Source organism: Rhodococcus sp. SJ-2, assembly GCF_053750035.1.
The window spans coordinates 3,914,804-3,938,997 of sequence record NZ_CM132340.1; the positions used below are offsets into that span (position 1 = coordinate 3,914,804).

The 24,194-nt window shown below is 65.4% G+C and carries 13 protein-coding genes; 5 read left to right on the forward strand and 8 right to left on the reverse strand.

The annotated features are described in order from the left end of the window. Positions 1-9: 9 nt before the first annotated feature. Complete coding sequence (locus tag ACSYG9_RS18440) at positions 10-1,830, forward strand: TerD family protein (RefSeq protein WP_454839429.1); 1,821 nt, start codon at positions 10-12, stop codon at positions 1,828-1,830. A 230-nt stretch (positions 1,831-2,060) separates the two neighbouring features. Beyond that, on the forward strand, positions 2,061-4,790 hold the full coding sequence (locus tag ACSYG9_RS18445) for a GAP1-N2 domain-containing protein (protein WP_454839430.1): 2,730 nt from the start codon (positions 2,061-2,063) through the stop codon (positions 4,788-4,790). Between the two features lie 37 nt (positions 4,791-4,827). Here ACSYG9_RS18445 and ACSYG9_RS18450 read toward each other — a convergent pair whose 3' ends face one another. The 4 genes from ACSYG9_RS18450 to ACSYG9_RS18465 form a co-directional block, all read right to left on the reverse strand. After that, positions 4,828-6,423 (reverse strand): FMN-binding glutamate synthase family protein, encoded by a 1,596-nt coding sequence (locus tag ACSYG9_RS18450; RefSeq protein WP_454839431.1) that lies wholly within the window; start codon positions 6,421-6,423, stop codon positions 4,828-4,830. A gap of 86 nt (positions 6,424-6,509) precedes the next feature. Further along, positions 6,510-9,398 carry an FAD-binding and (Fe-S)-binding domain-containing protein gene (locus tag ACSYG9_RS18455; RefSeq protein WP_454842996.1) on the reverse strand — a complete coding sequence of 963 codons (2,889 nt, stop codon included), beginning with the start codon at positions 9,396-9,398 and terminating at the stop codon, positions 6,510-6,512. A 56-nt stretch (positions 9,399-9,454) separates the two neighbouring features. Continuing rightward, positions 9,455-10,558 (reverse strand): enolase C-terminal domain-like protein, encoded by a 1,104-nt coding sequence (locus ACSYG9_RS18460; RefSeq protein WP_454839432.1) that lies wholly within the window; start codon positions 10,556-10,558, stop codon positions 9,455-9,457. 4 nt (positions 10,559-10,562) lie between these two features. Further along, on the reverse strand, positions 10,563-12,356 hold the full coding sequence (locus tag ACSYG9_RS18465; protein ID WP_454839434.1) for a thiamine pyrophosphate-requiring protein: 1,794 nt from the start codon (positions 12,354-12,356) through the stop codon (positions 10,563-10,565). Between the two features lie 351 nt (positions 12,357-12,707). Here ACSYG9_RS18465 and ACSYG9_RS18470 point away from each other — a divergent pair, with 351 nt between their 5' ends. Together ACSYG9_RS18470 and ACSYG9_RS18475 are read left to right on the forward strand one after the other, a co-directional pair. After that, a complete protein-coding gene (locus ACSYG9_RS18470; RefSeq protein ID WP_454839436.1) occupies positions 12,708-14,462 on the forward strand; it encodes a glycoside hydrolase family 15 protein in 1,755 nt (584 codons plus the stop codon). 63 nt (positions 14,463-14,525) lie between these two features. Further along, entirely contained in the window at positions 14,526-15,551 is a 1,026-nt protein-coding gene (locus tag ACSYG9_RS18475) for an SDR family oxidoreductase (RefSeq protein WP_454839437.1), read from the forward strand. A 29-nt stretch (positions 15,552-15,580) separates the two neighbouring features. On the opposite strand, the gene ACSYG9_RS18480 is transcribed toward ACSYG9_RS18475, so the two are convergent. The 4 genes from ACSYG9_RS18480 to ACSYG9_RS18495 all read right to left on the reverse strand — a co-directional run bounded on the left by ACSYG9_RS18480 (position 15,581) and on the right by ACSYG9_RS18495 (position 19,661). Continuing rightward, positions 15,581-16,087: a MarR family winged helix-turn-helix transcriptional regulator gene (locus ACSYG9_RS18480; RefSeq protein WP_454839438.1), complete on the reverse strand. Its 507-nt coding sequence runs from the start codon at positions 16,085-16,087 to the stop codon at positions 15,581-15,583. A gap of 69 nt (positions 16,088-16,156) precedes the next feature. Next, positions 16,157-16,672 carry a hypothetical protein gene (locus tag ACSYG9_RS18485; protein WP_454839439.1) on the reverse strand — a complete coding sequence of 172 codons (516 nt, stop codon included), beginning with the start codon at positions 16,670-16,672 and terminating at the stop codon, positions 16,157-16,159. 38 nt (positions 16,673-16,710) lie between these two features. Further along, complete coding sequence (locus ACSYG9_RS18490) at positions 16,711-17,199, reverse strand: hypothetical protein (protein ID WP_454839441.1); 489 nt, start codon at positions 17,197-17,199, stop codon at positions 16,711-16,713. Next, complete coding sequence (locus ACSYG9_RS18495; protein WP_454839442.1) at positions 17,196-19,661, reverse strand: molybdopterin oxidoreductase family protein; 2,466 nt, start codon at positions 19,659-19,661, stop codon at positions 17,196-17,198. The genes ACSYG9_RS18490 and ACSYG9_RS18495 overlap by 4 nt, the downstream gene beginning before the upstream one ends. Positions 19,662-19,832: 171 nt before the next feature. On the opposite strand from ACSYG9_RS18495, the gene ACSYG9_RS18500 reads away from it, so the two are divergent. Further along, positions 19,833-24,185, forward strand: coding sequence for an AAA domain-containing protein (locus ACSYG9_RS18500; RefSeq protein ID WP_454839444.1), 4,353 nt, complete (start codon positions 19,833-19,835; stop codon positions 24,183-24,185). Positions 24,186-24,194 lie beyond the last annotated feature (9 nt).

Genomic DNA, 24,194 nt, shown 5'->3' on the forward strand with positions numbered 1-24,194 from the left:
GAGGTTGGCGTGATCGATACACGCGTGCACACGAGCGGGCCAAGGGCACTGCCCGGAGGCCACCGCTGGGTGGTGGTCGACGTCGAGACTTCAGGGCTGCGTCCGAATGCGCACCGCGTGCTCAGTGTCGCTGCGTTGGTGTTGCGTGAAGACGGCTCCGTCGAACGCGAATTCTCCACGCTCGTCAATGCCGACTGCGATCCAGGGCCCGTGCATATCCACAACCTCACACGCGATCGCCTCGCCGACGCACCCCGATTCACGGATATCGCCGGCGAGCTTGCCGACATCCTCGACGGCGGAACCCTCGTTGCACACAACGCGTCATTCGACTACGGGTTCCTCGACGCCGAGTTCCGGCGTGCAGGCAGGCCCATCCCCGCCCAGCAGAGGCTCTGCACTCTGGCGTTGTCGCGGCGCCTGGAACTCGATGTACCCAACTACCAGCTGTCCACCCTCGCCCAGCACTGGCAGGTTCAGCAGCTGAGAGCGCACGACGCGTACGACGACGCACGCGTGCTCTCCGAGGTGTTCGTGCGCAGTGCCACCATGGCAGAAAGCCTGCAGCTGCCCTTGCCCGTGGTGAACTGCCTCAGCCGGAAGTCCGTGTACCCAGACTCGGTGCAGCGGGTGCCGTGCCAGTGGAAGAATCCCGGCCGTCTCACCGAGGCGGGGCTGGTACAGGGCATGAAGGTCGTGATCAGTGGTGCCACCACTACGCCGCGACCGACCTTGGCCCGGCGCATGACGGACGCCGGACTCGACGTACTCAACAGCGCAAGTCGCCAGACCAGCGTTGTCGTCTGCAACGACCCAGGTGTGCAGACTGCCAAGGTGCGCAAAGCCATGGCCGAGGGCATCCCCGTGATCACCGAACAGCAGCTCGAAGCACTCCTGGTGCGGGTGGCTCCGGGGGAGTCCAAAGCGGCAACAGTGATCGATGTCGTTCCGCAGCAGGAAACCCGGGTGACGGCAGCATCTACGCCGGAGCCGCAGAACTGGGCGCTCCAAGGAATGAAGCCCAAGTTGTGGTCGGGGCGTCGTGTCCTCCTGCTGGGCGGCACGCACCTCGAAGCGGTCATGATGCGCTCGCGCATAGCGCAGCTCGGTGCCCGGCCTTCCCTCAACTTCACGGCCGCAGTCACCGACGCCCTGCTTCTGGAAGGCGCCGATGCCGACAAGCGATTGTCGCGCGTCAGAGGCCGTCGACTACCGGTGCTGACCCCGGACGACGTGAATGCCGCGATAGAGAAGGGTGTTGTCCCCGCGCACATGCGCACCGAATCCCGCCTGAGCGCGCCGGTGCTCTCGCAGGGGGAAGTGATCGATCTACCCGCAAAGACCACGCGGTGGTCGGTCAATGTTGCGTGGAAGGCCGAAGCGACCGGAGACGAGTTCGACGTCGATGTCGTCGCATTCCTACTCGACGGTAATGAAAGAGTCGACACCGACGTCGATTTCGTCTTCTACAACAACCCTGCATACGACGATGGTGTTGTCGAGCTGACCATGGACGGCAGCAGTGAGCAGTCCGTCCGCGTCGACCTGGCATCCATTCCGGCTGAGTGCGAGCGCATCGCGATTGCGGCGGCGATCGACGGGGACCGCACGTTCGGCGACCTCGGCGCGATTTCCATCAGCGTGGACAGCGAATCGGGCACCGCCGCCACCGCGGTCCTCGACGCAGGTACAACCGAGCGCACGATGGTGCTGGCCGAGATCTACCGGCGGTCCGGAAAATGGCGGTTGAGGGCTGTGGGGCAGGGATACGACGACGATCTTGCAGCGCTCGCGGTGCGATACGGGGTGGAAGTGGAAGGGAGTGACTGACCGGTCCGGCTGTGGTGCGCATTCGCGCTGACTACTATTGGTTGTCATGGATCCCACCGAAACCGCACCTGGGAAGGTCTCGATCGGGCGCACTTGGAAGCACACACTCTCGGCCTGCCCGGTTCCGTCCGAGAATCGGCGCACGTCATGCTGGTGTCGTCCATTGTGACCCACAATCCGCTTGCGGTTGATGCTCGACGGGGTTCGGATCGGCGAGGGGACGGAGTGACGTGACCACCGTTGCCGAGCGCCCCAGATTCGGTCAACTCACCTACACGTTCTTCGGTCGCCCCGGCAACGCCGGCGGCGATGATTGGCAGATCAAGCAGACGACCGGCGATGTCGATGCGGAAGAAGAGGAACGGTTACTCGCGGGCGTCGTGACGCAGTTCGAATCGGTCCGGCCGTTTCCCCGATTCGTCACAGCCGAGGAAGTGGAGAATCGTCCCCGCCGGCTGGTGTACGCACCCGGGCCAGCAAACTCAGGCCTGTACTGGCACACGGTTCAGGCCGGTATGGACGCTTCCGGTCGGACCGAGAACGTTTTCGCTCACACACTTCTCGACCGGCGCACCGATGAGGCAGGAACCCTGCGGCCGATCGAACGATGGTACTCGGCCGAGTGGCTCACGCCGTACGGGCCCAGCGACGTCGCTGCCGCAATCCTCTCGTCCCCGGAACCCAGTCCCAGTGGTGTCGCGTCACGTGCCGCAGCGGTGGACTTTCTCCTCGACCCGGATACGTCGCGCATCGGTATCTTCAGCGTCCTGCTCGACGCGGTTGCGCAGGCCTTCCGCGGCGGGTCACCCGTTGTCCTCGGCTGCGCGGATTCGGACAGTGCAGCGGGATGGATCGCCGCAGTTTCCCACTTCATGTCGCCGGGAACGAGCAGGCGCTTCGGATGGTCGACCTTCGACAGGTTGCACACAGTAGACGACACCGTTGCGCGCGGCGCGCATCTGGTGGCGGTACCCCTCGAAGATCTTCCGGGTGACACACCGGGGTGCGTGGTGTTCGGTGAGAACGAATCGCCGATCCTCGGCGCACTCGATGGAGAACCACATTGCGTCGACAACGGCGACATGGTGCCGGTAACTCCCTGGTCACGGTTGGCGCAGATCGTCCTCGTCGACGAATCGGTTGCCGCCCGTACGCTCGAGCATCAGGACGAGATCGCGAGGAAAGCGGGCGACGAGCACCTGTCCCCGATGTGGCCGTTGGCGATGGCGGTGGTGGCGGACAGCGACCTGCACGACTCGTTGGCCGAGGCGACGACCGTCCTGCTGGAACAAAGCCCCGACACGGTGATGGAGTCGGAGTTCGCGTCGTTGATCGTGGACGTGGTGGACAGCAGTTTCGGGGATACGGCATCGCAGGCTGCCCGCGTCTTCAGTGCGTGGCACGCAGCCGGCCGGTTGGCGCCCGTGGTGTGCACCCTTGCAGCTCGAGTATTCGCGTTCCGGGTGTTCTACGATCGCGCGTGGTTCCGGAACGCGGACCCAGCACATCGTGCACTACTCGAATACTGCGATCGGACACCTGAACTGGTGACGGAAGCCGATCGTCTTCTCCGCTCGCTGCGCAGCCGGCTGTATACGGCTTACGAGATCGAAGAGGTGGCGGTCTCGGCGCTCCAGGCGATCGATGCGATCGTCCGTGCCGATCTCATGAGCGATCTCGGCGACGAGCTCGTCCGCGAGATCCTCGAACTGGCGGTGGTCCCGGTGCTGTGTGACGACGCTCGGGGTCCGCAGCTCGTCGCGGAGGTAGGCCCGGTCGGACGATCGACGTGCATGGACTATCTGCAGCCAGCCGTGATCGGCCACTTCGACTTCGTCGGCCGCCCGCTCGGATCCCGGCTCGAACCGTCCGTCTTGGCCTTCATCGCCAGCAACGTGGCCGACGTGCCGACCTTCGACGACTTCGCTTCAGACCCGTCCTTGGTGAACACCACGCTGAGCGTGATCATCGCCGAAGGTGTCTTCGCCCTCGCCGAGCGGGGAGAAGGTGCGCGGGTCCGAAGTGGGCTGGCAGTCGTCGCTCTGTGGCGCGCCTTCTACGAACTCAGCGAAGGCTCGGGCGTGATTCCTGGGTTGGATGATGTCGTCGCCGCACAGCGATGGACTGCAGCGCAGTGGCGTCGGATGGTCCAAGCATATCCGAGTGTGGTTGCGCCGCGTTTCCTCCAGGATGCGGTGGTGTGCGAACCCTGGTGTGCCGACGTCGAATTGCTTGCCCGGCATATCCTGAACCTGCTGGATCACGCCGTTGTCGCTCCCTGGCAGGAAGATCCACATCACGACGCACTTGCCGGGGCATGGGCGTTGATTCGGTTGAGGAACAGTTGGGACGGGATCACCGAGCAGGAACTGGATGCGGATCTCGGCCGATACGGTCTGCCGACGATCACCGACTATGCCCGACACTACGAAGCAGATCTGCCGGATGACGTGCTAGCGGGTCTGGCGGTGTGCATCGTGGCTGCGAAAGCGCGTTGCGCAGTGCTCCCCACACTTCCGGCGAGGCATGTTGCGGCGCTGGCCGATGCGGTCGAAGTCAACGCGAGATTCGTCGTCGACTCGATCGTCGAACTCGCGCAGTCCGGTGCGCTGGACGAGAGTTGGCTGATCGCATACGCGGTGTTGAGTTCGCCGCACTCTCCTGACGTGGTGCTGGTGTCGGAAAGTGTCGGTGTGCTAGCTCATTTCGTAGTCGGCGACGGTGCTGATCGGCGCGGGATTCTCGACGAGGTCGCCGCGGAGATCCTGCCGGAGCCATGGAATCTCGGGCCGCGAGACCTCCGCGGGGTTCAGGCGGCGGTGAGTGCCGAACTCATGGAGTTTCGCGACCGCACCGTCGACCTGGCCCGTGAAGCATATGCGGCATTTGTCGAGGGGTGGTACGAGCGGCGGGTGGCGGACGCGGCGCGGGCGACACCCAGGCTGCGAGGACCGTTCTGAGATCCTTTGCTGTCGTGCGTCCACCACACGACCTGACTCAACGGCGCATGACGGGGCGGAACGTATCGGGATTCGCTGCCGCCCAGTCGCCTGCCCAGTTTTGCGGAGGGTCGGCCAGGAGTTCGCCGGGCGCCAACCACTCGTAGAGATCGGCGTACGACCGGATCTCCGTGGGACCCAGCTTCTTGTGGAGCATATGCGGTGTCAATCCACTGGGATCGGATACACCCAGCGAGGCCATGATCTGCACGGCCTGGCGTACGGTGGCGTCCTGATAGCGATACGCGCGCACACTCTTGTCTTCGACGTCGAGGGCGCGAGCACGTTTGGGATCCTGCGTCGTGACCCCGACCGGGCAGGTATTGGTATGGCACCGCTGGGCCTGGATGCAGCCCACCGCCATCATCATTGCGCGGGCGGCGTTGGTGTAGTCGGCTCCCTGGATGAGGCGTTTGACGATGTCGTTTCCGAGCGCGACCTTACCGCTGGCGCCGATTTTGACCTTATCGCGCAGACCGGTTCCGACGAGCGCATTGTGGACGGTGATCAACCCGCTGGTCAACGGAAGCCCGACGTGATCCTCGTATTCCAAAGGTGCTGCCGCGGTGCCGCCTTCGGCTCCGTCGACGATGATGAAATCGGGCGCGGTGCCTTGATCGAGCATCGCCTTGCACAGCGCGAGGACCTCCACCCGCGACCCGACGCACAGTTTGAACCCGATCGGCTTCCCGCCGGACAGCTCACGCATCGTCGAGATGAACTGAATCAGTTCTCGGGGAGTATGGAACGCGGAATGCGCCGCGGGGCTGACGCATTTCTCGTGAGCAGGCACGCCGCGATACCGGGCGATCTCTTCGCTCACCTTCGCGGCAGGCAGGACACCCCCGACCCCCGGTTTGGCGCCCTGGCTGAGCTTGAGTGAGATGGCCTTGACCTGGTGGTGGGCTGCCTGATCGGCGAACTGGTCGGGATCGAACCGGCCCTCCTTCGTCCGGGTGCCGAAGTATCCCGATCCGACCTCCCACACCAGATCGCCGCCACCGTCGAGGTGGTACGGGGTGAGCCCGCCTTCGCCGGTGTCGTGAGCGAACCCGCCCATGGCCGCTCCCTTGTTGAGCGCCCGCAGCGCATTACCGGAGAGAGCACCGAAGCTCATCGACGACACATTGAGCAACGACATCGAGTACGGCTGTGAGCACTCGGGCCCACCGATCATCACCCGTGGCGGCTCGTCCGGCTCGGGGACGGGAGCGGTGGAATGGACCAGATACTCGTAGCCGACTTCCTCGATGTCGCGTTCGGTGCCGAAGGACAGTTCACCGTGGATGCCCTTGGCACGTTCGTAGATGATGGTGCGCACGTCGCGGTCGTACGGCCGCCCGTCGAAATTGCGCTCGATGAAGTACTGCTGCAATTCCGGACGCAGGCTTTCCAGCAGATACCGGAGGTGGCCGAGGATGGGGTAGTTACGTAGCACCGAGTGTCGGCGTTGCACCAGGTCGTAGACGCCGACGAGGAGCAGGCAGGCAAGCAGGACCAGTACCAGAATCCATGCCCACCCTCCGACAACCGCGGCGAGACCGGTGACGATGACCGCCGCGGCGAGTGCCCCCACCGACAAGAACCGAAGCATCGGTACCTCCTCTGCCCGTGTGCGTCCTCTTCAGCCTGCTTACACGGACCGCCGCGGTCTTCGCAGGCGGTTGGGGGAAGGTCGTATCAGTGGTCGGTGGTGTTGCCACGGACCTGGGTGGCCAGAATCTGAGCCGCATGCAGCGGCCTCGCCCCGGGTTCGAGGTCACGAATCTGTGTGCGGCAGCTGAATCCGTCGGCCAGCACAACGGTGTCGTCGGCTTTCTCCCGGAGGGCGGGCAGCAGTTTGTCTTCAGCGCACGCGACGGAGACGTCGTAGTGCCCGCGCTCGAACCCGAAGTTCCCGGCCAGCCCGCAACAGCCTGCGTCGAGGACGTTCGCATCCACCCCCGTCTTGTCGAGTACTTCGTGGTCGGCCTTGTACTTCAGGACGGCGTGGTGGTGGCAGTGCGGCTGAACGACGGCGTTCACGGTGCCCTCGTGCGGGGGATGCCAGTCGGATGCCTCCTTCTGCAGTAGCTCTCCGAGGGTGTAGGTCTGGCCGGCGAGGCGGTGTGCATCTTCGTTGCCGTGCATGAGCTCGGGAAGATCCGCGCGGAAGACCGCAGCGCAGCTCGGTTCGAGGACCACGATCGGGGTGCCTGCACGCAGAGCGGGTTGCAGGGCGTGCAGGGTGCGGCGCAGTACGCACCGGGCGACGTTCAGCTGACCGGTGGAGATCCAGGTGAGCCCGCAGCACAGCGTGCCGTCCGGGACTTGCACGGTGAATCCGGCGGCTTCGAGGACGGCGACGGCGTCGCACGCGATGCCGGGTTCGAAGTTGTTGGTGAAGGTGTCGGGCCAGAGCAGCACGGTGCCGCGATGCGCGGCCTGCTGCCGGCGGGGAGGTTGCCGACGCCACCCATCGGTGAATCGTTGCTCGGCGAAGCGCGGGAAAGGCCGCCGCCGGTCGACGCCCCCGGCCGTCTTGATCATGCCCGACAGACCGGGAATGTGGGTGAGGGCATTGATCACGGTGGGGGCGGTGGAAGCCATACGTGCCCAGAGCGGGAGCCAGCCCATCGAGTAATGCGACGGCGGCCGGAGCCGGTGACGGTAGTGGTGCGAGAGGAATTCGGCCTTGTACGTGGCCATGTCGACGTTCACCGGGCAATCGGATCGGCACCCCTTGCAGGCCAGGCACAGATCGAGGGCGTCGCGCACAGCGGTGGATTTCCAGCCGTCGGTGATGACATCGCCATCGAGCATCTCGAACAGCAGGCGAGCGCGGCCACGGGTCGAATGTTCCTCCTCACCGGTGGCGCGGTAGGACGGGCACATCACGCCCGATTCGTGGCCGCGGCATTTGCCGACCCCGACGCAGCGGGCCGCAGCCCGGCTGAACCGATGGTCGTCGTCGGCATAGGCGAAGTGGACGGCCGGCTCGATCGGAAGATAGTGGGTTCCCTGGCGCAGATTCTCGTCCAGGCGGTACGGATGGACGATCTTCCCCGGATTCATCCGATCCGCCGGGTCGAAGATCGCCTTGAGTGACCCGAACGCGGTAATGATCTTCTCGCCGAACATGATCGGCAACAACTCGGCCTTGGACTGTCCGTCGCCGTGCTCACCGGACAGCGACCCGCCGTACGACACGACCAGACGAGCGGCTTCCTGCGCGAATGAGCGATAGCGGGCGATCCCCTCGGCGGTGCGTAGGTCGAAGGGGATGCGGGTGTGGACGCAGCCGTGTCCGAAGTGCCCGTACAGCGACGCTGTCCCGTAGTCGTACTTGTCCAGCAACCTGCGGAAGTCCCGTAGATAGTCGCCGAGACGAGACGGGGGGACGGCGGCGTCTTCCCAACCCTCATGGGTTTCGGGTTCGTTGGGCGGATAGGCGGTTGCTCCGAGACCGGCCTCCCGGGCGGCCCACACCTGCTTCTCGTGATCGGGGTCATCGAGGATCCGCGCGTGCGGTGTCACCGCGTGGAGGTCGTCGATCATCGCGGCTGCTTTACGGTCGGCCTCGTCTTCGGTGTCGCCGTTGAACTGCACCATCAGCCATGCGGTGCCGTCGGGTAGTTCCTTCAGTGCTGCGGCGGCAAGATGCTGACTGTGTTCGAGCTGCACCAGCCGGTGGTCGATGCCTTCCAATGCGGCAGGTTTGTGTTCCAACGCCTGGGGGACGGCGTCGGCGGCAGCACAGATGTCGTCGAACCCGAGCAGGGCCAACGACTTTGCCGCCGGGACGCGCACCAGCGACACTTCCGCACGCAGCACTGTCACCAGTGTGCTTTCCGAACCGACGAGCAGCCGGGCGATGTTGAAGTCGTTCTCGGGCAGTAGTTGGTCGAGGTTGTACCCGGACACTCGCCGCGGAATGTTCGGGTAGTGGTCGCGGATCTCGTCGGCATAGTCGTCCCGCAATTGCCGCAGTGCCCGGTAGATGTCGGCGCGCCACCCGCCCGCGGCGATGATCTGCTCGAACTCTTCGTCGGTGGTGTCCTGCACCCACATGCGGTGTCCGTCGTAGGTGAGCACTTCGAGCCGGCGGACGCAGTCGGCCATCTTTCCGTAGGCCTGTGCGGTGGAGCCGCACGAGTTGTTGCCGATCATCCCGCCGATCGTGCAGCTGACGTGTGTCGACGGTTTCGGTCCCACCATCCAGCCCGTCGATTCGAGCTGATCGTTGAGCTGATCGAGGGCGATGCCCGGCTGCACGATCACCGTGCCCGCGTCGGCATCGAGGCTTTCGACCCGGGTGCAGTACTTGCTCCAGTCCAGTACCACCGCCGCGTTGCAGCATTGCCCGGCAAGGCTGGTGCCGCCGCCGCGGGAGAGGACGGGCACATCGTTCTCGTGGCACACGGTCACCGCCTCGATCGCTGCCTCCGGGGTTCTGGGTACGACGACACCGATAGGGATCTGGCGGTAGTTGGAGGCGTCGGTGGAGTAGGCGGCGCGTGAACCGGCGTCGAACCGGACTTCTCCGTCGACACGGTCGCGCAGCGAGTGGGCGAGCGTCTCGAACAACATTGCAGGGCGAGGTCCTGCTGTGGGCGACTCGGTCACGACGTTTCCTCCTGAAGTGCTCACTGCACGCGAAAGCGTTCGACGTCGGCGTGGCGGAAGGTCAAGCCGTGGCCGGGTGCGTCGGGGTCGGGGCGGACGGATCCGCCGGTGGCGTCGAGGGTGCCGTCGAAGCACATCCCTTCGATCCGGACGTGGTCGTGGAACCATTCCAGGTGACGCACGTTGGCGGTCGCTGCCGCGACATGGGCGTGCAAATGCGGTGCGCAGTGCCCGGACACCTGCAGATTGTGTGCGGCAGCGACGGCGACCACCTGAGTGAAGGCGGTGATACCGCCGCAGCGGGAGACGTCGGCTTGAAGGCAGTCGACTGCGCCTGCCGCGCACATGCGCTCGAAATAGTTCAGGGCATAACCGTATTCGCCGGCAGTGACGTCCGGACGCACGGCGTCACGGACCTGCCGCAGGCCGTCGAGGTCGTCGGACGAGACAGGTTCTTCGAACCATCGGACGTCGAATGATGCTGCCCGCTCGATGATCCGGATGGCCTGCTTGCGTTGATAGGCGCCGTTGGCGTCGACGTAGAGTTCGGTGTGGTCACCGATCACCGTGCGAGTCTGCTCCATCCGGGCGAGATCCCGATGCTCGTCGGCACCGAAGGACTCTCCGATTTTGATCTTCACCCGCGGAATCGACTGCTCGTGCACCCAGTGTTCGAGTTGTGCGGTGAGCTGATCGGCGTCGTAGGTGGTGAATCCGCCCGAGCCGTAGACCGGCACCTGCTCGTGCACGGCGCCGAGGAGTCGGTGCAGCGGCAGGTCGAGGATGCGTGCTTTCAGATCCCACAACGCCACGTCGACCGCGGAGATCGCGCACGCAGCGATGCCCGGCCGTCCGGCGTTGCGGACCGCCTTGCCCATGCGATCGTAGGTGCCGGCGATATCCAGCGCGCTGCGTCCACGTACCCGGTCGGCGAGGACGGACTCGACGACAGCGGCGGAGGCCGCAGGCGCGTAGGTCCAGCCGGTACCCACCCGGTCGGCTGCGCGGATCTGAACGAGGACGAGGATCGTCGAATCCCAATCGAGGGTGCCGTCGGCCTCGGGCAGATCGGTGGGGATGGTGTAGGCGGCGGTGGATACCTCCCGTATCGGTGCGTCGAGCATCCGGTCAGCCGTTTCTGTGCGGCAGGAACTCCTGTGCCTTGGTCTTGATACCCGCCATGGTGAATCCCCAGCTGTCCTCGTCACCGGAGAGAACCGCCGTAGCGACGGACTTGAACTGCTCCCAGGTCGCGTGCGGCGGGATGGGCGGCATGTTCGGATCGGTGTGAACATCGAGGACGGTCGGACGATCGGCAGACAACGCCTTGTCCCACGCGCCGGCAAGCTGACCTGGATCGGTGATGGTCTCGGCGTGCAGTCCGAGGCTCGCGGCGAATCCTGCATAGTCGACATCCGGAAGCATTTGGGATTCCACGAATTTCGGAGCCCCCGACATCGCCCGCATCTCCCAGGTCACTTGGTTGAGATCGTTGTTGTGCAGAATTGCGATGATCAGCCGCGGGTCGTCCCACTCCTGCCAGTACCGTTTGACCGTGATCAGCTCGGCGAGCCCGTTCATCTGCATGGCCCCGTCTCCGGCGAACACGATCACCGGACGCGAAGGATGAGCGAATTTCGCGCCGATCCCGTACGGCACACCCGGTCCCATCGTGGCCAACGTTCCCGAGAGGGAACCGCGCATGCCCGGCCGGAACTTCAGTTGACGGGCATACCAATTGGCGGCCGACCCGGAGTCGGCGGTGACGATGACGTTCTCGGGCAACCGGGGTGAGAGCTCAGCGAACAAACGCAGTGGGTTGACGGGGTCGGCGGCGACTTCCGCCTCCTTCGCCATCGTCTCCCACCACCGCGACACGTTCGATTCGATCTCCTCCTGCCACGCACGGTCCGTCTTGCGTTCCAACAACGGAATCAACGCTCGAAGCGCGCTTTTCGCGTCGGCGACCAGGTTGACCTCATTGGGGTAGCGCATGCCGATGAACCGGCCGTCGATGTCGATCTGCACGCCACGGGCCTGGTCGTACTCGGGCAGGAACTGCGTGTACGGGAACGACGAGCCGATCGTGAGGAGAGTGTCGCAGCCCATCATCAGCTCGTAGCTCGGCCGCGTGCCGAGCAGGCCGATCGAACCGGTGACCCAGGGCAATTCGTCCGAGAGCACGTCCTTGCCGAGAAGTGCCTTCGCGGCACCCGCCCCGAGGAGATCCGCGACCTGAGCGATCTCCTCGTCGGCGCCGCGCGCTCCCTGCCCCACCAGCAGGGCCACCTTCTTCCCGGCATTGAGGACCTGGGCGGCCCGTGCGACCGCGGCATCGTCGGGTGTGGTGGTCGGCCAGTCGATACCGATGCTCGACGGCACCATCTTGAACTCGTGGGTGGGGGCGGCGTACTCCAGTTCCTGGACATCGGCGGGGATGATCAGCGCGGTCGGCGCCCGCTGGCTCAGTGCCACTCGAATCGCCCGGTCGAGAACGTTCGGCAGTTGCTCGGGCACGGTCACCATCTGCACGTAGTCGCTGGCCACGTCCTTGTAGAGGCTGAGCAGATCGACTTCTTGCTGGTAGGAGCCGCCCATCGCGGTGCGGTTCGTCTGCCCCACGATCGCGACGACCGGGACGTGGTCGAGTTTGGCGTCGTAGAGGCCGTTGAGGAGATGGATCGCGCCGGGGCCGGAGGTAGCGATGCACACTCCGACGCGGCCGGTGAACTTCGCGTAGCCCACTGCCTCGAACGCGCTCATCTCCTCGTGCCGTGACTGGATGAACCGCGGTTGATTGTCGGCTCGGCCCCAGGCGGCCATGATTCCGTTGATGCCATCTCCTGCGTAGCCGAAGACGTGTTCGACTTCCCAGGCGCGTAACCGTTCCAGCAGGTAGTCGGCAACGTTCTGACTGGCCATCGGATTGTGTCCTTCCCTCGGCTCACGGGCATTGTCCGATCACCGGACGATGCCATCGACGTGACGGAGCAGGGTGCGTGTTCGACGCGCAGCAGAGGCGAGACGTCTTTCTTCCATCATTACGCGCAAACGTTGCGGTAGCGCAAGGTCCCCGCGGCGTCGATTCGGTGACTGTCCGTCTTTGCCCGAATGCCCATCCCGACGCCGTTCAACCGTGAATTCTCATTTCGAATCTCGATGTTTGAACCATCTTCGTGCGGGAACACTGCCCACCACCCATGTAGTTGCGACCCCGCAATCATTGCGAATACGGGCATAAGATGACCACCTCGTCCGAGGGAGGCAAAATTCATGGCGTCCCACGAGTCCGGCCTCGGCGCCTCCTGGCCACCACACGTGCTTCGCGAGTACGCCCTGATCGCAGACGGGGAGCGGGGCGCCCTGATCGGCCCGCGCGGAGACTTCGCGTGGATGTGCGCACCGCGGTGGGATTCGGGCGCGGTGTTCAGCTCATTGCTCGGCGGCCCCGGCGGATATCTCGTGTGCCCCGCGACCACGCGCTTCACCTGGGGCGGACACTACGAGGAAGGGACGCTGATCTGGCGCAGCCGGTGGGTCACCACCACCGGCATCATCGAGTGCCGTGAAGCACTCGCGTTTCCGGGCGACCCGCACACGGCAGTGGTGCTACGTCGGATCCTGGCGGTGGACGGCGAGGCGCGGGTTCAGGTCTCGTTGTCTGCCGACGCAGACTTCGGTGCCCACCCGATGCATCAGGTCGCGCACCGCGAAGACGTCAGGATGCTGCGCACCGGACCGCTCCACCTGCGGTGGACCGGCGGCCGCGGCGCTCATCTCCGGAACGGGCAACTGGAGACGGCTCTCGAGCTCCGGGAGGGCGAGCACCATGACCTCGTCCTCGAACTCAGCGACCGGCCGCTACCCGAACACCTCCCGGGCCCGGACCGACTGTGGCGGCAGACCGAACACGAATGGCACCGACGTGTTCCGCACATGGACGGGACGCTCGCCGACCGCGACGCCCGGCACGCCTGCGCGGTCCTGACGGGGATGACCAGCAGCTCGGGCGGGATGGTTGCCGCCGCGACCACCGCTCTGCCCGAACGCGCCGAACAGGGCCGCAACTACGACTACCGCTACTGCTGGATCCGCGACCAGTGCTACGCCGGTCACGCGGCTGCCGCAGCGGGCGCCGACTCGCTTCTGGACGCCTCCGTCGCCTTCATCGCCGAACGCCTACTCGACGACGGTCCGCAACTGAAACCCGCCTATACCATCGGTGGCGGGCGAGTGCCCGACGAATCCACCCTCGACCTTCCCGGATATCCCGGCGCAGACGCGCGCCTGGGGAACTGGGTCAACAAGCAATTCCAACTCGACTCGTTCGGCGAAGCTCTGCTTCTCTTCGCCGCCGCCGACCGCGTCGACCACCTCGGCAGTGAGCACTGGAAGGCCGTCGAGATCGCGACCGAAACCATCGAACAACGCTGGAACGAACCCGACGCCGGCATCTGGGAGCTCGACAACGCGGAGTGGGCGCATTCGCGTTTGACCTGCGCCGCCGGTCTGCGCGCCATCAGTGCGGCCGCTCCGGCCGCGCACTCTGTTCGCTGGGATGCCCTCGCCGACGCTCTCGTCGCCGACACCGATGCCCGGTCGCTGCACCCGAGCGGGCGCTGGCAGCGCGCTCCCGGCGACGACCGCGTGGACGCAGCGCTGCTTCTACCTGCGATCCGCGGTGGTGTTGCAGCCGACGACCCCCGCACCCGGCTCACGTTGGATGCCGTGCGCGCCGATCTCGGCCGCGAAGGATACGTATACCGGTTCCAGCATCAGGGCAAGCCCCTCGCCGACGCCGAGGGCGCGTTCCTGCTGTGCGGTTTCGTCATGGCGCTGGCCGAACATCAGCAGGGCCACCATGTCGCGGCAGCGCGCTGGTTCGAACGCAACCGCGCCGCGTGCGGTTCGCCGGCCCTGTTCACCGAAGAGTTCGACATCGTCGAACGGCAGTTGCGCGGCAATCTACCGCAAGCGTTCGTTCATGCACTCTTGCTCGAATCGGCCCACCGCCTCGCCATAGCGTGATCGCTCACGTTCTACGCCAAAGCAACTCACAGTCCCAACTTCGCTCGTGACAAGGAGGCCGAGATGAATGCACCGCATTCGGAACAGGTTGTCGTGGTCACCGGCGCGTCGGGCGGGATCGGCCGCGCCGTCGCCCGCGCTTACGGCGCTCGCCGGGCCAAGGTGGCGCTGCTCGCCCGCGGGGAAGCGGGGCTCGCGGGCGCGGTCCACGACGTCGAGGCTGTTGGAGGCCGTGCTCTCGCGATCCCCACCGACGTTGCCGACCCCGACCAGGTGGAGGTCGCTGCCGCAGAAGCCGAGCAGACGCTGGGACCCATCGACATCTGGGTGAACGTGGCTTTCACCTCAGTCTTCGCTCCCGTCAGCGAGATAAGCCCCGCCGAGTTCCGGCGCGTAACCGAGGTGAGCTACCTCGGCTACGTCTACGCCACCCTGTCGGCACTGCGGCGGATGAAATCCCGCAATCGCGGTGTGATCGTGCAGGTCGGCTCGGCGCTGGCCTATCGCGGTATCCCGCTGCAGAGCGCGTACTGCGGTTCCAAACACGCCATTCAGGGGTTCAACGAAGCACTACGCTGCGAACTGCTGCACGAGCGCAGCGGTGTCCGGGTGACGATGGTGCAGATGCCCGCGGTCAACACCCCGCAGTTCTCCTGGGTGCGGTCGCGGTTGCCGCACCACGCACAGCCTGTGCCGCCGATCTTCCAACCCGAGGTCGCGGCGCGCGCAGTTCTCTACGCCGCTGATCATCCGCGTCGCCGCGAGTACTGGGTGGGTGCCAGTACTGCGGGCACCCTCGCTGCCAATGCGATTGCGCCCGGTGTGTTGGACAGGTATCTCGCTCGCACGGGGTACGCCTCTCAGCAGACCGACACCCCACGCGATCCTGATCAGCCGGAGAATCTCTTCACGCCTGCCGACGGTGCGGGCGGCCGCGACTTCGGTGCGCACGGCATCTTCGATGATCGATCTCGTGACCGCAGCGCACAACTGTGGGCGTCGCAGCATCACGGCGCCCTCGGTGTCGCGGCGAGTCTGGCCGCTGCGGCAGGCGCCGTCGCCGTGTTCGCCGGACGAAACCGGCGGTGATCCTGCACCCGAACAGAGGAGACGCGAGATCAGCGGTTCGGTGGCCACAGCAGAGTGAGCACGTCTCCGTCGAGCGGCTCACCCGCAGCGGCTGCGAAGCGGCGTAGCGCGACGGTGAGGGAGTCGCGGTCTTCGGGGGTCATCCGCTCCAGAACCGCTGAGATCGAGTCGCGTCGATGCGCGCTGACCTTCTCGACCAATGCTTTTCCCTCAGCGGTCAATGTCAGGTTCAGGTTGCGCCGATCCTCCGGTGCATCTCGCCTATCCATCAAGCCTGCCTTGATGAGCCGGTCGACCGCGCGACTGGCATTTGACGGATTGACTTCCAGCGCCTGCGCGACCGCCGCCAGATTCAGCGGTCCCCAAGTGTCGACCATCACCAGAATCCGCAAGTGCGGCACCGACACCACGTCTTCCACCTCGGCCACCGATGCCGCCGCGATCCCCACCAGCGCACGCGACGCCCACAGCACCGCATCCACCTGCGCCGGGAAATCTTTTCCTCGGCCGGATCGTGGACGCTGCGTGGCGTTCATATCCCGCATCTTTCCGCAGTCGATTGCGGTCTCGCAACCATTGCGTCCGTGGGAGAAATGAGTCGGTCACTACTTCTGTGGCGGTAGGGCTCCACCGGCGGGGGCAGCACCGAACGCCTCGCGTCCGGTGCGTGCGCGAAACGGCTCGAGCACAGTGCGTTGGCGCTCGGCGCGGGCGATCAGCTCGTCGAAGTCGATCTCCGGCAGACGGGAATCGAGTTCTGCGAGATCACGCAATGTGGTCCACAGCTGTTTCTTGCCCTCGATACCCATCACCAGGAACTCGAGCTCCACGAACCGGCTCAGCGGCGAATAGCCGCGAAGCCGACCGTTGAGTTTCAACCGTCCCACGCGCTCGCCGACAATCACCAGGCCGCTCTTGACCGGATTCTCCCGAGCGCCCACACGCCTCATCACCGTACGGAAAGTGTCGACATCCTCGGCAATTGCTGTCGAGACGTCGGCCAGCGACTCGCCGAGATCGGTGCCACGGTTACTGCGCTGCGCCCGCCTGGCGAGCTCTCGCCAAGTCAGACCCAGGGCAAGTTGATCATTGAGATAGATACGAAGGAACTTGTTCACCATGATGAAATACCCTCTCGAACCTGCTGCAACCCGAGTGGTCAATCGGTGACGAGGGCCTGTGCCGAGATTTCCTTGAGCTTGGCGTTGGCCCAATGCAGTTGCCGCAGTGTCTGTGGATGACAGCGCTTCGCGGTAGAGAGCAGTTCGCGGTCGGCCATGGCCTGCGCGGTCTGAGCCAGGATTTCCCAGTCCAGAGAGACACCGGCCGCCATGCGGTGGACCTCGCGTAGGTCTCGCAGAAGCAACAGCGACGGAGCATGATGCCGCCCCATGAGTTCGCTTCCTTTCTGCCGCAGAGTGGCAACTATCCGGTGATCATGCTTGCCGTCGGCGTCGAGGTCGAGACCGTAATCCTTCCCGACCCGAGCAAGCTCATCGACGTGCTGCGCAGACCAGCGGGCGATGTCGCGGGCGACGTAGAAGATCTCGTGGTCCACCTTGTGGCGATCCGAGATCTGCATCAGCTGGTCGGCGAGATCGCTTTCGGAGCGATGCAATTCCCGGATAGCCAGCCCGACCTTGTTCATGATGTGCCTTCCCGCGCGTCGACGAACGTCTCCGACGACGCTGCGTCCGCGCCACCGCTGGTGGCCGGAACCCCGACGGTCGTCGGCTTCGATGCGGTGGTGGTGGGGGCTGAGGACGCCGAGCCGTCTCCACTGCGGATCCGTTCGACCTTGGCGGCGCCGGTCTTGAACAACGGTTGCTTCGAGGCGGGATCCCAGTCGGTGACGGTCAATTCGTTCGCCGCCCTACCGCCGGAATCCGGAGGCTCGTGCCCGGACGGGGTGTCCCAATAGCCGTAGTGGAAGGGGAGGAACAACACCCCGGGACGAATGTTGCAGACTCGCAGCTTCGCTTCGACGTGCCCGCGGGCGGTGGTGACACGCAGCAGGTCTCCTTCGGACCAGCCGTGCCTGCCCGCATCCGAATCCGACATCTCCACCCACACTTCCGGAGCGGCATTCTGCAACTGGGGCGCCCGCCCGGTCTTGGTGCGCGTGTGGAAGTGATAGAGAGTGCGTCCGGTGGTGAGGAAATACGGGAAGTCGTCAGAGACGGGCTCGTGTGACGGCAGATACTCGCCGGCCTTGATGATCGCCTTCCCGAACGGATTCATCGCCTTGTACTCGGTCGGCTCGAGCGGCGCACCCGTCACCATGTCGCGGCCATAACTCTCGCAGTATTCGGGCGAACTCCAGAACGCGCCGTCGGCGTAGAGGCGTTCGGTGCCGTCGGGATGCTCGTCGTTGCACGGCCACTGGATACCGCTGCCGCCGCGCAGCCTGTCGTAGGTGATACCGGTGTAGTCGCAGGGACGTCCGGCAGAGCACTGCTTCCACCCCTCGAAGGCGCCTTCGGGTGTGGACCATTTGATCAGCGGTTCACCGTCCTTGTCGCGGAGATCCAGCCGGCGGGCGTAGTCGAGGAAGATCTCCAGATCCGGGCGGGCCTGCCCCGGCGGCTCCACCGCCTTCTCCGACAGATGCACGGTGCGATCGGTGTTGGTGAACGTGCCGGTCTTCTCCCCCCAGGTGGCGGCAGGGAGCACCACGTCGGCGAGTTGGGCCGTCTCGGACATGAAGATGTCCTGCACCACCAGAAACAACCGATTCTGGGTGAGCAGGCTCCGGATTCGGGTCAGCTCCGGGAGTGAGACGGCCGGGTTGGTGCCGTTGACGTAGAGGAAGCGGATGGAGCCGTCCTCGACGTAGCGCATCATCTGCATCAGATGGGTCGGCGCTGTGTAGTGCGGTATCCGCATCGGATCGATGTTCCACACCCGTGCCAGTTCTTCCACGTGCGCATCGTTGGACCAGTTCCGGAACGCGGGCAGATCCCCGTCGGCACCGCACTCACGGGTGTTCTCGGCGGTGGGCTGCCCGTTCATCTGCAACACGCCGCACCCCGGCTTCCCCAGCATTCCGCGCAGCAGGTGAATGTTGTTGACCTGAACCGACGCCGCAGTTGCCTGATGCGACTGGTAGAAACCCTGCAATACCGTCGACATCAACCGCTCGGACGTGCCGATCAGGCGCGCAGCGGCGCGAAGATCCTCGACCGGCACATCGCACACCTGCGCGGCTTCTTCGACCGGATAGTTCTCGAGCTGTTTCTTCAGCTCATCGAAGCCGACGGTGTGCTGGTCGAGGTAGTCGCGGTCGATCCAGTCGTTGCGGACGATCTCGTGCAGCAGACCGTTCATCAACATGACGTTGGTGCCCGGGCGTGGCGCCAGATGTACTGTCGCGGCACGCGCGACCGGAGTTTCCCGCGGGTCGACGCAGATGATCGCAGGCGGATTCGGTCCGGCCAGCCGATCGAGGATGCGCATCCAGAGCACCGTCTGGGTTTCGGCCATGTTGTGCCCATATAGGGCGATGACATCCGCGTGGTCGATATCGGTGTAGGAACCGGGCTGGCCGTCGCACCCGAACGACTCCTTCAGCGCAGCCGCGGCAGTCGCAGTGCACAGGCGGGTGTTGCCATCCATGTGGTTGGTGCCGATGCCGCCGTGCCCGATCAGCGCGAGCGTGTAGTACTCCTCGAGAAACAACTGTCCCGTCGTGTAGAAACCGACCGAGCTCGGCCCACGTTCGGCGAGCAACTCTTTCGTACGGCCGGCGACGGCCTCCATCGCCGTGTCCCAGTCGGTTTCCACCAGCTCGCCATTGCGCCGGATCAACGGGGCCGTCAGTCGGTCGGGCGAGTGGTTCGCCTGCCATCCGTAGAGATCCTTCGGGTCGACGCGGCCGTGGTTGACGCGATCCACAGCGCGGCCGCGCACTCCGACGATGCGGCCGTCCTTGACGGCGAGATCCAGCCCGTCGCCGTTCGAATGCAGGATCGTCGCGGTCTGGGCCCACGTATCGACCTCGTCTTCGCTCACTCCCTCTGCGAGGTGCATATCGACGCGGGTGGGCCAGCGCTCGCCGGGACCGTACGGGGTACGGGTACCCCAGGGTTGCCCGATTCTGTCCGTTGCCATGACCACGCGGTACCCGAAGGGTAGGGGTCCAAACAGGCGTCGCGGTGAGCGATCCGCGGGGCGCCTGCTGTCGCGAAGCGGGGGTGGGCATGAACATGTCGGGGAGAGTTCTTAAGGTTGGTCGTGCCCGCGCCGCCGACGGGCGGAAGTGGTGTCCGCAGAGTGAGGGGAGTGGGTGTGGAGTCGAGGGACAACGATCCTGAACTGAGGGATCGAGTACAACGCCTGCTCACCTTCCTGTCCGAGCTCGTCAAAGCGCGCAGCACTCCCGTCCGAGTGCTCGGCAAACACCGCGCCGTGATGTCCCTCGAGGAAGGCAACCTCGACATCGGACTGAGTGCCGCTGCCGCAGCAGGCGACGTCGTCCTCCGCGCACGACGTGTTCAGCTCGAAGACCCGCCGCAACCTCCCGCGTCGGTCGCGAGGTATGTGCAGGGAGCCATCGACGACTCCGCCGTCGAACCCACTCTCGACCCGACCGCCACCGACGCCGTCGAACGTTTCGACAGCTGGCTCACCGAATGGCGAGTGTGGGCGGCCGTCGACCGTGAGCGTCGCCCCGCCTCGCACCTCTACACCTTCCTCCAGCGCGCGATGCTTGACCTCGAATCTCAACCCGAATCGCTCGAGCTCGTCCTCGCGTCGGGGCTGCTGCATCTGTCGGCCGAGGTCGCGGGGGAGCAGGTGCGCACGCACCTGATCACGCAGTCCACCTTCGTCGAACGTCACTCGGCAACCGGCGACCTGCTGGTGCGGTTGAATCCCGACCTCGGCCCGTCGCTCGAAGACACTCAGCTCCTCACCGGGCTGGAGGTGTTCGACCCGTCCGGCACCCGCGACCTCCACGAATCCCTTGCAACCCAGGTTGCGTCGCCCGTGGATCCCGCGGCTCGCGGTTTTCTCAAAGGCTGGGCCGACCGCGCGCTCGTCGTGCCCGTCGACGTCGTAGACCATGCCGAGGACGCTTCGTCGCCCGACATATTTCTCACACCGTCACCCTCGCTGGTGCTGCGCAAGCACGGCGCCTCAGCGCTCATCGAGTACTACAACCGTATGGCCGAGGCCGTCGCCGATGAGTCGAAGCCGGTGCCGCTCGGTCTGGCGCAACTCGTCGAGGCGATCGAACCGGAAGAGCGTGTGGCCTGGCTCGACCACATCGGCAGGCCACCGGCGCTGTTCACCGGCGACCCGATGTTCCCGCTGCCCGCGAACGAAGAGCAGCGCGACATCGTCGATCGCCTCACCGGCGACAGTGGCGTCGTGGTCGAAGGGCCGCCGGGTACCGGCAAGACCCACACCATCGCCAATATCGTCTCCGCGCTGCTCGCTCGCGGCCAGCGGGTGCTGGTCACCAGTGAGAAGGCCCAGGCGCTGCGCGTGCTCCGCGACAAGCTTCCGCCCGAACTGCAGGAGCTGTGCGTATCGGTGACCGACCCGGTGCAGGGCGGTTCTGCGGAGCTCACCCGCAGCGTCAGTGAGATCGCCACGCGCAAAGCGCAATTCAACGCGCGGCGTGCACAAGAACGCATCGATGAACTGACGGCGCAACGCGATGAGGCGCTGAGCCGCCGGGCGATGTTGATGGAACAGGTGCGGCAGGTCAGAGCGGAGGAGACGGTCGTGCAACCCGCCGTCGCCGCCGGCTACGAGGGCACAGCCGCGTCGATCGTCCGTCGGGTCCGCGCGCAGGAATCGAAATACGAGTGGCTGCCCGCGCCTCTTCTCGCCGACGCTCCACCGCTGACCGTCGAGGAGGTCGTCACCCTTCACGGACTTCACCAGCGGTCGAGTGTCGAGCGTGCACGGCGCAGGCACCAGCTCTTCCCCGACCTGGCCCTCCCCACCCAGAGGGAGGTGCAGTACGCGTGCGCTGCAGTCGCGCAAGCGCCGAAGGACATCGGGAGCAATTCACTGCAGGAGGTGCTGCGAATACTCGAGGGTGCGCCCCTCGACGCACTCGCTCGCATCCGAGACCTGTGCGAACAACTACAGGGCGCCCTGGAAGACGCAGATCGGCTCGATGCGCGAATTCAACGCGTGACCGACGACGTCCTGTCCGGGAAGGCACAGCACCTGTGGGGAAAGACCGCTGAACTCGCAGAGCTCGTGCAGTCCGCGCAGGCCGCCGACCGCGCCGTCGGCGCCAGCTCGGTCGAGACGCCGGTGACAGGACCGCTCGCGCTGGAGGCGTATGACGCGCTGGCCCGCAAGCTCGAAGCCGGTGACACATGGCGTAGCGGCTTCACGCGCTTCCGCAGGAGCGACGAGCAATCCGCCGTCGAGGCGCTCGGTGAGGTCGCCACCGTCGACGGTGTCGCGGCCACCACCGCACACACGGCACGCATCGTTGCGGAACACTTGCGCGCGCTCGAAGCGATTCGGGTGGCGGGGATCGTCCTCCGCGATCTCGGTATCGATGTTGCGCTCGACGAGTCGCGCAGCCGCGCTGTCGGCACCTTGGCGTTCATCGACCGCGACCGCGGCATCGTCGACAACCTCGTCTCCCGCGTCGGGGCCGTCGAAACGGAAATGCGCCAGATCCACCCCGGTGCGCCGCGGATCACGAGTATCGAACAAGCCCGGTCGGTTGCGGAGTCTGCGCGAGTGATCGCTGCAGCAGGCACTGCGGAAGCAAGCAAGACCTGGCTCGAATCCATCGGCATGGACGTGCGGGGCAAGACCGCAGGGGGAGCCTCACCAGAAGGACGCGCACTGGCACGGGCCTTCCACGACGCAGACTTCGAAGGCATCAATGCGGCGTTGGACGCATGGGATCGCGCAGTCGGTGAACAGCGCGAAGAGCTCGAGCTCGTCTCGCTGCATGCGAAGCTGACCACCGCCGCACCGGCGCTCGCGCAGGCCATCGCTGAGAATCCGTTGAGTCTGGGCTGGCCTGTCCGTCTCGCGGACATCGAGGATGCGTGGGCGTGGCGTCGTGCAGATCAGTGGGCAAAAAAGTTCCACGAGCACAGCGACGACGGGCAATTCGAACGCGACCTCGACGCAGCCGAGCAAGACATCGCGCGTGCGACGACGCAGCTCCTCGCGGTGAAGGCGTGGAGCGCGTGTCTCGATCGCACCACCGCCGAGCAGGTCCAGGCCCTCCACTCGTACCGCGACCATGTCGCGAGCATCGGTAAGGGCACCGGCAGATACGCCGAGCGCTACCGGGCTGCGGCGAGAGAAGCCATGCAGGTCGCGCAAGGTGCGGTGCCCGCATGGGTGATGCCGTTGCAGCAGGTGTTGTCTTCGGTTCCGCCCGAACAGAATTCGTTCGACGTCGTCATCGTCGACGAAGCGAGCCAGGCCGACATCAGCAGCCTGTTCTTGCTGTGGCTGGCTCCGCGTGTGATCGTCGTCGGCGACGACAAACAGTGCGCGCCCAGCGGGGTGTCGCTGGGTGCGCTCGACGGGGTGTTCAGTCGTCTCGATTCGTACCTGCCCGACATCCCGAAGTATCTGCGCGACAGTTTCACTCCGCGATCGAGCATGTTTTCGTTGCTGCGGTCGCGGTTCGGGAGCATCGTCCGATTGCGGGAGCATTTCCGGTCGATGCCGGAGATCATCGCGTGGTCGAGCGAACAGTTCTACGCGGACGACCCGTTGGTTCCGTTGCGGCAGTACGGGGCCGACAGACTGCCGCCGCTGTGCACCACTCTCGTTGAGAATGGTGCTGTCGCAGGGCAGAATTCGTCGTTGACGAACCGCGCCGAAGCCTACGCGCTCGTCGACACACTCGTGCAATGCCTCAACGACCAGGCCTACGACGGGAAGACCTTCGGCGTGGTGGTGCTGCAGGGGCAGTCACAGGTCGACGTCATCCAGAACGAACTGCTGGAGCGGCTCACCCCGGAGCAGTGGGAGCAGCGCAGGCTCCGCGTGGGCACACCGCCGGATTTCCAGGGCGACGAACGGCACGTGATGTTCCTGTCGATGGTCGTCGCGCCCGAGCAGAACATTGCGGCGATGACCAGGACGGAATACCAGCGACGGTTCAATGTTGCTGCGTCGCGGGCGCAGGATCAATTGTGGTTGTTCCATTCGCGCACGGCCGACACACTGCGGCCGACGGACCTGCGACACTCCCTGCTCACATACATGCAGTCGGTGTCGCCGGCACCTGCCGAGCCGATGCCGACGGGCGTGACTCGAAGCGAGCGGCACGAGGCGTTCGGCAGTCTCTTCGAGCAGGGCGTGTTCCTCGACATCGTCTCGCGCGGGTACCACGTGAATCCGAGAGTCGACGTGAACGGTTATTTCATCGACCTCGTGGTGACAGGTGCAGGAGGCAAGCTGGCGGTCGCGTGCGATGGCGATCAGTGGCACACGAGTCCGGACCGGCAGCGCGCCGATATCGAACGCGAACGCGAACTACAGCGGAGCGGGTGGAGATTCTGGCGGGTGCGGGAATCGGAGTACTACCTCGACTCCGTGGCGGCGATGGCGGAACTGTGGGACGAGCTCCAGCTGCGCGGCATTACGCCCAACAGCGAGGATGCCGGAGCTGCGGTCGCTGAGGGTTAGGTTTCTGCG

Excerpts from the sequence above, each read along its gene's own strand:
- ACSYG9_RS18450 (WP_454839431.1), bottom strand. The coding sequence starts at position 6,423 with ATGCTTCGGTTCTTGTCGGTGGGGGCACTCGCCGCGGCGGTCATCGTC.
- ACSYG9_RS18490 (WP_454839441.1), bottom strand. The coding sequence starts at position 17,199 with ATGAACAAGGTCGGGCTGGCTATCCGGGAATTGCATCGCTCCGAAAGC.
- ACSYG9_RS18470 (WP_454839436.1), top strand. The coding sequence starts at position 12,708 with ATGGCGTCCCACGAGTCCGGCCTCGGCGCCTCCTGGCCACCACACGTG.
- ACSYG9_RS18495 (WP_454839442.1), bottom strand. The coding sequence starts at position 19,661 with ATGGCAACGGACAGAATCGGGCAACCCTGGGGTACCCGTACCCCGTAC.
- ACSYG9_RS18460 (WP_454839432.1), bottom strand. The coding sequence starts at position 10,558 with ATGCTCGACGCACCGATACGGGAGGTATCCACCGCCGCCTACACCATC.
- ACSYG9_RS18465 (WP_454839434.1), bottom strand. The coding sequence starts at position 12,356 with ATGGCCAGTCAGAACGTTGCCGACTACCTGCTGGAACGGTTACGCGCC.
- ACSYG9_RS18480 (WP_454839438.1), bottom strand. The coding sequence starts at position 16,087 with ATGAACGCCACGCAGCGTCCACGATCCGGCCGAGGAAAAGATTTCCCG.
- ACSYG9_RS18455 (WP_454842996.1), bottom strand. The coding sequence starts at position 9,398 with ATGTTGTTCGAGACGCTCGCCCACTCGCTGCGCGACCGTGTCGACGGA.
- ACSYG9_RS18475 (WP_454839437.1), top strand. The coding sequence starts at position 14,526 with ATGAATGCACCGCATTCGGAACAGGTTGTCGTGGTCACCGGCGCGTCG.
- ACSYG9_RS18485 (WP_454839439.1), bottom strand. The coding sequence starts at position 16,672 with ATGGTGAACAAGTTCCTTCGTATCTATCTCAATGATCAACTTGCCCTG.